Here is a 9,486-nt window from a genome sequence, read left to right as displayed (position 1 = left end):
GGCCCCGGCCCCTCCGCCCGCCCGGACCGCCGCAGCCCCCACAATGGGGGGATGACCGACTCCCTCGCTGACCCGCATCTGCGCTACTCCGTCCCCACGTACCGGAGCGGCGGTCCGCGCGAGATCGTGATCCTCGGTTCCACCGGTTCGATCGGGACCCAGGCCGTCGACCTCGTGCTGCGCAACCCCGACCGGTTCCGGGTGACGGCCCTGTCCGCCGCCGGCGGCCGGGTCGAGCTGCTCGCCGAGCAGGCGCACCGGCTGGACGTGCGCGCGGTCGCCGTGGCGCGGGAGGACACGGCACCGGCCCTGCGGGCGGCGCTGGCCGCCCGCTACGGCGCCCGGCCGCTGCCCGAGGTCCTGGCGGGCCCGGACGCGGCCACCGAGCTGGCCCGGAGCGAGTGCCACACGGTCCTCAACGGCATCACCGGCTCCATCGGCCTGGCGCCGACGCTGGCGGCCCTGGAGGCCGGCCGGTCGCTGGCGCTGGCCAACAAGGAGTCGCTGATCGTCGGCGGTCCGCTGGTGAAGGCCGTCGCCAAGCCCGGGCAGATCGTCCCGGTCGACTCCGAGCACGCGGCCCTGTTCCAGGCGCTGCTCGGCGGCGCCCGCGGCGAGGTCCGCAAGCTGGTCGTCACCGCCTCCGGCGGCCCGTTCCGGGGGCGCACCAAGGAGCAGTTGGCCGCCGTCACCCCGGCCGACGCCCTGGCGCACCCCACCTGGTCCATGGGCCCGGTCATCACGGTCAACTCCGCGACGCTGGTCAACAAGGGCCTGGAGGTGATCGAGGCCCACCTGCTCTACGACATCCCGTTCGACCGCATCGAGGTCGTCGTCCACCCCCAGTCGTACGTGCACTCCATGGTGGAGTTCACGGACGGCTCCACCCTCGCCCAGGCCACCCCGCCGGACATGCGCGGCCCGATCGCCATCGGCCTGGGCTGGCCCGAGCGGGTGCCGGACGCCGCCCCGGCCTTCGACTGGTCGAAGGCGTCCACCTGGGAGTTCTTCCCGCTCGACGAGGACGCCTTCCCCTCCGTCGCGCTGGCCCGGCACGTCGGCGCCCTGGGCGGCACCGCCCCGGCCGTCTTCAACGCCGCCAATGAGGAGTGCGTCGACGCGTTCCTCTCCGGCGGCCTGCCGTTCAATGGCATCGTGGACACCGTCGCCGAGGTCGTCGCGGAGCACGGCACCCCCGATCGGGGAACCCTCCTCACGGTCCCGGACGTCCTGCAGGCGGAGACCTGGGCCCGCGCCCGGGCCCGCGAACTGGTGGCGCGTACGGCAACCGCGGTCCGTACGGCCGGAGCGACCTCGGAGGCCCGCGCATGACCCTTCTGATGACGGTCCTCGGGATAGTCGTCTTCGTGGTGGGCCTGCTGTTCTCGATCGCCTGGCACGAACTGGGCCACCTGTCGACCGCCAAGATGTTCGGCATCCGGGTGCCGCAGTACATGGTCGGCTTCGGCCCGACGATCTTCTCCCGGAAGAAGGGCGACACCGAGTACGGCATCAAGGCCATCCCGCTCGGCGGCTACATCCGCATGATCGGGATGTTCCCGCCCGGCGAGGACGGCAAGATCGCGGCCCGCTCCACGTCCCCCTGGCGCGGCATGATCGAGGACGCCCGGTCGGCGGCGTTCGAGGAGCTCCGGCCCGGCGACGAGAGCCGGCTCTTCTACACGCGCAAGCCCTGGAAGCGCGTGATCGTGATGTTCGCCGGGCCGTTCATGAACCTGGTCCTCGCCGTGGCGCTGTTCCTTGGCGTGCTGATGACCTTCGGCATCCGCACCGAGACGACTCAGGTCGGCTCGGTCCAGGACTGCGTCGTCAAGGCCTCCAGCGCCACCGACACCTGCCCGAAGAACGCCCCGAAGTCCCCGGCCAACGCGGCCGGGCTGCGGGCCAAGGACAAGATCGTCGCCTTCAACGGCCATCCGACGCCCGACTGGAAGACCATCCAGAAGGACATCCGGAAGACCACCGGACCGGCCACGATCACCGTCGAGCGCGACGGCAAGCGCCTCGACCTGCACGCGAACCTGATCGAGAACCAGGTGCAGAAGTACGACGGCGACGGCAACCCCGTCCGGGGCGAGTACGTCACCGCCGGCTTCCTGGGCTTCGCGCCCGCCGGCGGTGTCGTCCGGCAGTCCTTCGGCCAGTCCGTGGACCGGATGGGCGACATGGTCCAGTCCGGCGTCGAGTCCCTGGTGGCGCTGCCCGGCAAGATCCCCGACCTCTGGAACGCGGCCTTCGACGGCGGCGAGCGCAAGGCCGACTCCCCGATGGGCGTCGTCGGCGCGGCCCGGGTCGGCGGCGAGGTGTTCACCCTCAACATCCCGCCGTCCCAGCAGGTCGCGCTGATGCTGTACCTGGTGGCCGGCTTCAACCTCTCGCTGTTCCTGTTCAACATGCTGCCGCTGCTGCCGCTGGACGGCGGGCACATCGCCGGCGCCCTGTGGGAGTCGGTGCGCCGGATGTTCGCCAAGCTGTTCCGCCGCCCGGACCCGGGCCCCTTCGACGTGGCCAAGCTGATGCCGGTCGCCTACGTCGTCGCGGGGATCTTCATCTGCTTCACGCTGCTCGTCCTGGTGGCCGATGTGGTGAATCCCGTGCGCCTTACCTAGGGAACGCGGGGGTCCGCCCCGCTCTGTGCCCCTCTGGTGCACAACGTGTCCGTCACCGCTCGTTCGCGCGGTGTTCGGGGCGGGATGTGCTTCCGGGGAGGCGCTTGCCGTAATCTCGGAGACCGGAGCCCGCCGATCTCGGGACCATGATTCAGACCTTGGGGTTGCTCGCCAGATGACCGCGATTTCGCTGGGAATGCCGTCCGTTCCGACCAAGCTCGCCGACCGCCGCGTCAGCCGCAAGATCCAGGTCGGATCCGTGGCCGTGGGTGGGGACGCGCCGGTGTCGGTGCAGTCGATGACGACCACGCGGACGTCGGACATCGGTGCGACGCTGCAGCAGATCGCGGAGCTGACGGCTTCCGGCTGCCAGATCGTGCGGGTGGCGTGTCCGACGCAGGACGACGCCGACGCGTTGAAGGTGATCGCGGCGAAGTCGCAGATCCCGGTGATCGCGGACATCCACTTCCAGCCGAAGTACGTGTTCGCGGCGATCGACGCGGGCTGTGCGGCGGTGCGGGTGAATCCGGGGAACATCAAGCAGTTCGACGACAAGGTCAAGGAGATCGCGAAGGCGGCTTCCGAGGCCGGCACCCCGATCCGGATCGGAGTGAACGCGGGGTCGCTGGACCGGCGTCTGCTGCGGAAGTACGGCAAGGCCACGCCGGAGGCGCTGGTGGAGTCGGCTCTGTGGGAGGCGTCGCTGTTCGAGGAGCACGGTTTCCGGGACATCAAGATCTCGGTCAAGCACAACGACCCGGTCGTGATGGTCAACGCCTACCGCCAGCTCGCCGCGCAGTGCGACTACCCGCTGCACCTGGGGGTGACGGAGGCGGGTCCGGCGTTCCAGGGCACGATCAAGTCGGCGGTGGCCTTCGGCGCGCTGCTGTCGGAGGGCATCGGCGACACCATCCGCGTCTCGCTGTCGGCGCCGCCGGCGGAGGAGGTCAAGGTCGGTATCCAGATTCTGGAGTCGCTGAATCTGCGGCAGCGCCGGCTGGAGATCGTTTCGTGTCCGTCGTGCGGGCGGGCGCAGGTGGATGTGTACAAGCTGGCGGACGAGGTGACGGCGGGCCTGGAGGGCATGGAGGTGCCGCTGCGGGTCGCCGTGATGGGCTGTGTGGTCAACGGTCCGGGTGAGGCGCGTGAGGCGGACCTGGGTGTGGCGTCCGGCAATGGCAAGGGACAGATCTTCGTGAAGGGCGAGGTCATCAAGACCGTCCCCGAGTCGAAGATCGTCGAGACCCTCATCGAAGAGGCCATGAAGATCGCCGCCCAGATGGAGAAGGACGGCATCCCCTCCGGCGAGCCCCAGGTCAGCATCGCCGGCTGAGCCACGCCCGGCCCCGCGGCGGGACGGCCACGGTCCTCCCGCCGCGACGGGGTAAGCGCCGAACCGGAGAGGTAAAGTGCCAGGAATCTGTTTTCCTGGCCTCGGGCCGCGACGGTGAGGCACCCCACACGTGTTGACGACGACCACGACCAAGGTCCTGGAACCCGGCGATCTCGACGCCGCCCTCGCGGTGCTCGACCGCGACCCCGTCGCCAACGCCTTCGTCGCCGCCCGGGTCCAGGTCGCCGGCCTCGACCCCTGGCGGCTCGGCGGCGAGATGTGGGGCTGGTACGTCCACGGGCGCCTGGAGGCGCTCTGCTACGCCGGCGCCAACCTCGTCCCCATCTGCGCCGGCCCCGAGGCCGTCCGCGCCTTCGCCGACCGCGCCCGCCGGGCCGGCCGCCGCTGCTCCTCCATCGTCGGCCCCGCCGAACCCACCGCCGCCCTCTGGGCGCTGCTGGAGCCCCACTGGGGACCGGCCCGCGAGGTCCGCGCCCACCAGCCGCTCATGGTCACCCGCTCGATGCCCGCCGACGTCGACCCCGACCCGCTGGTCCGCCGCGTCCGCAAGGACGAGATGGAGCTGATCCTCCCGGCGTGCGTCGCCATGTTCACCGAGGAGGTCGGCGTCTCGCCGCTGGCCGGCGACGGCGGGCTGCTCTACCAGGCGCGCGTCGCCGAACTCGTCGGCTCGGGGCGGTCGTTCGCCCGCATAGAGGACGGCAAGGTCGTCTTCAAAGCGGAGATCGGCGCCGCCACCGGCCGCGCCTGCCAGATCCAGGGCGTCTGGGTCGCCCCCGAACACCGGGGCCGCGGCCTCTCCGTGACCGGCATGGCCGCCGTGCTCGACCACGCGCTCCGCGAGGTCGCCCCGGTGGTCAGCCTCTACGTCAACGACTACAACGCGGCCGCGCGCGCCACCTACCGCCGGGTCGGCTTCCGGGAGATCGGCGCCTTCATGAGCGTGCTGTTCTGACCCGCTCCGGTCCCCGGGCGGCGGGCCCGTCGGGAAGACCGGCCGGCCGGGTAGCCTCCCGGCATGGATGACATCGTGGTCGGCCCGCTCGACCTCGCCGCCCGGGTCGACGACGCGCTGGCCGTGCAGGCCGTGGCCTTCGGGCTCACCGCCGAAGAGGTCGGCGTCCGGCGCCACATCGTGCTCCGCCACCTCACCAATCCCGGCGCCCGGGCCCTCGGCGCGACGACCGGAAGCGGGCGGCTCGTCGGCTTCGTCTACGGCATGCCCAACGACCGCCGGCACTGGTGGTCCACCGTGGTCGAGCCGTATCTGCGGGCCACGGGGACCGAGGAGTGGCTGGACGACACCTTCGTGATCACCGAACTGCACGTCCACCCCGCCTTCCAGAACCGGCGGATCGGCCGGACGCTCATCACCGCGCTCACGGCGGACGCGGCGGAACCCCGCTCCATCCTCTCCGCCATCGACGTGGAGAGCCCGGCCCGCGCCCTCTACCGCAAGCTCGGCTACCGGGACCTGGCCCGGCAGGTGGTCTTCCCCAGCGCCGTCAGCCCCTACGTGGTGATGGGAGCGGAACTGCCGCTGCTCGACTGACCCGGCCCGGCGGACGGTCCCGGAAAACCCGGTGAGATCCGCCCGGCCCGCCGCTAGCCTCCGGGCATGTCTCCCGTTCAGCGCCTTTCCACCCTGATGCTCAAGACCCTGCGCGACGACCCGGCCGACGCCGAGACGCCGGGCCACCGGCTGCTGGTCCGCGCCGGATACGTCCGCCGGAGCTCCGCGGGGGTGTGGACCTGGCTGCCACTCGGCAAGAAGGTGCTGGACAACGTCGCCCGTGTGGTGCGCGAGGAGATGGACGCCATCGGCGGCCAGGAAGTGCTGCTGCCCGCCCTGCTGCCCCGGGAGCCCTACGAGGCCAGCGGCCGCTGGACGGAGTACGGGGACCTCCTCTTCCGCCTCCGCGACCGCAAGGGCGCCGACTACCTGCTCGGGCCCACGCACGAGGAGGTCTTCACCCTCACCGCCAAGGACCAGTGCACGTCCTACAAGGACCTGCCGGTGACCCTCTACCAGATCCAGACCAAGTACCGCGACGAGGCCCGGCCCCGCTCCGGGGTGCTGCGCGGGCGCGAGTTCCTGATGAAGGACGCCTACTCCTTCGACGTCGACGACGAGGGCCTGGCGGAGTCCTACCGCCGCCACCGCGAGGCGTACCTGCGGATCTTCGCGCGCCTCGGACTCGATCACCGCGTGGTTTCCGCCGTCTCCGGCGCCATGGGCGGATCGGCCTCCGAGGAGTTCCTCGCCCCGGCCGCCGTCGGCGAGGACACCTTCGCCGACTGCCCGGGCTGCGGCTACGCCGCCAACACGGAGGCGGTCACCACGGCCGTCGAACCCGCGGACCCCAGCGGGCACGGGCCGCTGGAGGAGCTGGACACCCCCGGCACCGCCACCATCGACACCCTCACCGCCCACCTGGGCGTGCCCGCCTCGGCGGTGCTCAAGAACGTCCTCGTCAAGGTGGACGGCGAGATCGTCGCCATCGGCGTGCCCGGCGACCGCGAGGTGGACCTGGGCCGCGTCGCCGAGCGGCTGGCCCCCGCCGAGGTGGAGCTCGTCACCGCCGACGACTTCGCGCGCCACCCCGATCTGGTGCGCGGATACGTCGGCCCGCAGAAGCTGCCCGTCCCCTACTGGGCGGACCCCCGGGTGGCGCCCGGCACCGCCTGGACCACCGGCGCCAACAAGCCGGACACCCACGCCCGGAACGTCGTCTGCGGCCGGGACTTCACCGTCGACCGTTACCTCGACGCCGTCGTCGTCGAGCCCGGCGACCCCTGCCCCCGCTGCGGCACCGGCCTCCGGCTCGGGCGGGCCATCGAGATCGGCCACATCTTCCGGCTGGGCCGCAAGTACGCCGACGTCTTCGGATTCGACGTCCTCGGTCCCGAGGGCAAACCGGTCCGCGTGACGATGGGGTGCTACGGCATCGGCGTCTCCCGCGCCGTCGCGGCCCTCGCCGAGCAGACCCTCGACGAGCGCGGGCTGTGCTGGCCGCGCGAGGTCGCCCCCGCCGACGTCCACGTCGTGGTCGCCGGCAAGGCCGTCCAGGCCGAACTGGCCGACCGTCTCGCCGCCCGGCTCGCCGAGGCGGGGGTGCGCGTCCTGCTCGACGACCGCGCGGGCGTCTCGGCGGGCGTCAAGTTCGCCGACGCCGAACTGATCGGCGTCCCGACGCTGTTGACCGTCGGACGCGGCGCCCCGGAAGGCCGGGTGGAGCTCAGGGACCGGCGGACGGGGGAGCGGGAGGAGATGACGGCGGACGAGGCGGTGGCCCGGGTCGCGGCACTGCGCTAGCCGCACCGGAAGGGGCGTGCGGCAACGCCGCGCGCCCGGCGTGGAGTTCGGGGCGCCCGCCGGTGATACGCGCCCCGCCCGCCGGGGGCGGGCGCGTCAGCCGACGAACGTCGCTTCCGGGTGCTCGGCCGCGGGCTGGGGCCCTTCCCCGTCGGCCGTCGTCCGTACGGCGGTTCCGTGTCCGGCCACCCTCCGGCGGCCGGTTGCCCGCCCGCTCGCCTCGCGGATTCGGCTGAAGAGGGGCTTGCCGTGGGGCCGCGCGGGTGTGGTGGGGCCCCTGCCGCATCGTCCGTCGTCCGTACGGCCGTTCCGCGTCCGGGCCGGCCGGTGGCGCCCGCCGGCGGCCGGTGGCGCGCTCGCTCGGCCGCCTCGCGGGTTCGGCTGAGGGAAGGGCTTGCCGGGTGGTCGCGGGGCCCTGCCGCGTCATCCGTCGTCCGCCGGCCGTGTGGCCGTTCCGCGTCCCGGGCCGCCGCAGGGGTGTAGCGGCACACGCGCCGGGCCGCGGGCCAGGAGCCGCCGCGCGCGGGCTGCCCGGCCTTCGCCGCGCCCCCCGCTACAGCAACGCCGCGAACTCCAGCAGGAGTTCGCCCGCCTTCCCCGCGCCGGACGCCCGTTCCCGCATGCCGTCGGCCACCGCGCGGAACAGGGTCCAGCCGCGCAGCCGGTCCGCGTCCACCTCCAAGGCGTCCGCGAGGCGGGCCGCCCGGCGGCGTACGGTGGCCGCCGCGCCGGGGGAGGCGAGCAGGGTGTCGGCGCGGTCGCGGACCAGCCGGGCGAGGTCGTAGGCCCGCTCGCCGGTCAGCGGGCGGGGGCCCACGGCCAGCCAGGGCAGGCGGTCGCCGGCCAGGACCTTGCCCTGGTGGTAGGCGCCGTGCAGCAGGCTCGGCGGCTCCCCGGCCGGGCCCGGGGCCAGCGTCTCCCGCAGCTCCAGGGCCTCGTCCACGAGCGCCCGGGCGTCCGCCGCCCAGGGCTCCTCGCGCCAGGCGCGCAGGGCGCGGGCGAGGCCGGCCGTGTGGTCCGCCACGGAGGGGATCACCGTGCCGCCGGGCGGCGCGACCCACAGCCGCTGGAGCGTCGCCGACGCCTCCAGCTGCGCCTTCGCCTCCGCGAGCGACCGCAGTCCGACGTCCGGGTGCAGCCGCTCCAGCAGCAGCGCGCCCGCCTCCGGGGCCGCCGCCCGCACCCGTACCGCGCCCAGCCCGTCCCAGTGCGCCAGCGCGGCGTGCTCGGCCGCCGCCGCGTCACCCGGCGGGAGGAGCTTGAGCACCGCCGGGGTGCCGTCCGCCTGGTGCGCCAGCACCACCAGGCCGGTCCGTCCGCCCGGGGCCTGCACCCGTTCGGGTGTCAGCTCCCAGCGGTCGAGCCATGCGCGGGCCGTCGCGGGAAGACCGGCGAGCCACCGGCCGGCGGCCTCCGCGCGGGCCGGGTCGGGGTCGGAGCCCAGGGCGCGGACCAGCCGTTCCGGCGGTTCGAGGCGGTCGTTCGCGTGGCCCATCCCTGTGCCGTCCCTTTCGTCCGTGCCGTGGAGCCGGCCGGGGACGCGCGCTAGGCGCCGTCCGCTCCGCCGGCCGGGGCCCGCGCGGCGAGCCCAGGGAAGGCTACGCTGCCGCCCCGCCAGCGCGTTCCCCGCACCGCCGCCTCCCGCAGCGCCGCCGCGGCCTCCCCGCGCAGCGCGCCGTCCGCCGCCGCGACCAGGTCGGCGTAGACGGCCGCGATCCGGCTCTCCAGCTCCGCCGCCAGCCGCGTCGCGGCGGGGGCGTCCGGGACGGGGAACGGCAGCGCGTAGGCCGGGTCGGCGGCGGCCGGTGTGCCGCCGAGGTCGCGGACGGCGCGCCGCATCGCGTCCCGCCGGGCGCGGTGCGCCTCGTAGGCCTCACGGGCCTCCTGTGCCCGCTCCTCCCCGGCGCGGGCGCCCACCACGCCGTACCCGTAGACCGCGGCGTGTTCGGCGGCCAGGGCCGCCTGAGCGGCGGTCAGCACGGCGGGGGCGGTCATGCGCCGGCCCCCAGCAGATAGGCGTGGGCGGCGCCGGCCGCCGCCACCGAGGCCAGCAGCCGGGCGAGTTCCGGCGGTGCGTCGGCGAGGGCCGCGCCGCGGCCGTCGGCCGTACGGCGCTCGGCGGCGGCGAGCGCGGCGAGCGCCTCGTCGGGGTCGTCCGGGACGGCGGGCGGGGCCCCTGGGGGAGG

The 9,486-nt window shown here is 74.1% G+C and carries 8 protein-coding genes and 1 pseudogene; 6 read left to right on the top strand and 3 right to left on the bottom strand.

What is annotated here, in order from left to right; genetic code table 11:
* Positions 1-51 precede the first annotated feature (51 nt).
* The 6 genes from dxr (at position 52) to ACSNOK_RS26040 (ending at position 7,300) form a co-directional block, all read left to right on the top strand.
* On the top strand, positions 52-1,332 hold the full coding sequence (gene dxr / locus ACSNOK_RS26065) for a 1-deoxy-D-xylulose-5-phosphate reductoisomerase (protein ID WP_436783216.1): 1,281 nt from the start codon (positions 52-54) through the stop codon (positions 1,330-1,332).
* Positions 1,329-2,630, top strand: coding sequence for a M50 family metallopeptidase (locus tag ACSNOK_RS26060; protein ID WP_436783215.1), 1,302 nt, complete (start codon positions 1,329-1,331; stop codon positions 2,628-2,630). The genes dxr and ACSNOK_RS26060 overlap by 4 nt, the downstream gene beginning before the upstream one ends.
* Before the next feature lie 175 nt (positions 2,631-2,805).
* On the top strand, positions 2,806-3,963 hold the full coding sequence (gene ispG, locus ACSNOK_RS26055; RefSeq protein ID WP_436783214.1) for a flavodoxin-dependent (E)-4-hydroxy-3-methylbut-2-enyl-diphosphate synthase: 1,158 nt from the start codon (positions 2,806-2,808) through the stop codon (positions 3,961-3,963).
* A gap of 130 nt (positions 3,964-4,093) precedes the next feature.
* Positions 4,094-4,939, top strand: a complete 846-nt coding sequence (locus tag ACSNOK_RS26050; RefSeq protein ID WP_436783213.1) for a GNAT family N-acetyltransferase — start codon at positions 4,094-4,096, stop codon at positions 4,937-4,939.
* Between the two features lie 63 nt (positions 4,940-5,002).
* Positions 5,003-5,536 (top strand): GNAT family N-acetyltransferase, encoded by a 534-nt coding sequence (locus tag ACSNOK_RS26045; protein WP_436783212.1) that lies wholly within the window; start codon positions 5,003-5,005, stop codon positions 5,534-5,536.
* 66 nt (positions 5,537-5,602) lie between these two features.
* Positions 5,603-7,300: a proline--tRNA ligase gene (locus tag ACSNOK_RS26040; RefSeq protein ID WP_436783211.1), complete on the top strand. Its 1,698-nt coding sequence runs from the start codon at positions 5,603-5,605 to the stop codon at positions 7,298-7,300.
* A 553-nt stretch (positions 7,301-7,853) separates the two neighbouring features.
* Here the strand turns inward: ACSNOK_RS26040 and ACSNOK_RS26035 are convergent.
* From ACSNOK_RS26035 to ACSNOK_RS26025, 3 genes and pseudogenes are all read right to left on the bottom strand, one after another.
* Positions 7,854-8,795 carry an aminoglycoside phosphotransferase family protein gene (locus ACSNOK_RS26035; protein ID WP_436783210.1) on the bottom strand — a complete coding sequence of 314 codons (942 nt, stop codon included), beginning with the start codon at positions 8,793-8,795 and terminating at the stop codon, positions 7,854-7,856.
* Positions 8,796-8,845: 50 nt separating this feature from the next.
* Positions 8,846-9,295 (bottom strand): DUF4439 domain-containing protein, encoded by a 450-nt coding sequence (locus tag ACSNOK_RS26030; RefSeq protein WP_436783209.1) that lies wholly within the window; start codon positions 9,293-9,295, stop codon positions 8,846-8,848.
* Positions 9,292-9,486 (bottom strand): annotated as a pseudogene (locus tag ACSNOK_RS26025) (hypothetical protein); the annotation flags it as partial. The pseudogene ACSNOK_RS26025 and the gene ACSNOK_RS26030, both read right to left, overlap by 4 nt.

It is taken from the genome of Streptomyces sp. URMC 126 (genome assembly GCF_051386555.1).
In the GTDB taxonomy this organism is placed as follows: Bacteria; Actinomycetota; Actinomycetes; order Streptomycetales; family Streptomycetaceae; genus Streptomyces.
Note: the sequence above shows the minus strand (reverse complement) of the source record. Positions and strands in the feature narration are given on the sequence as shown.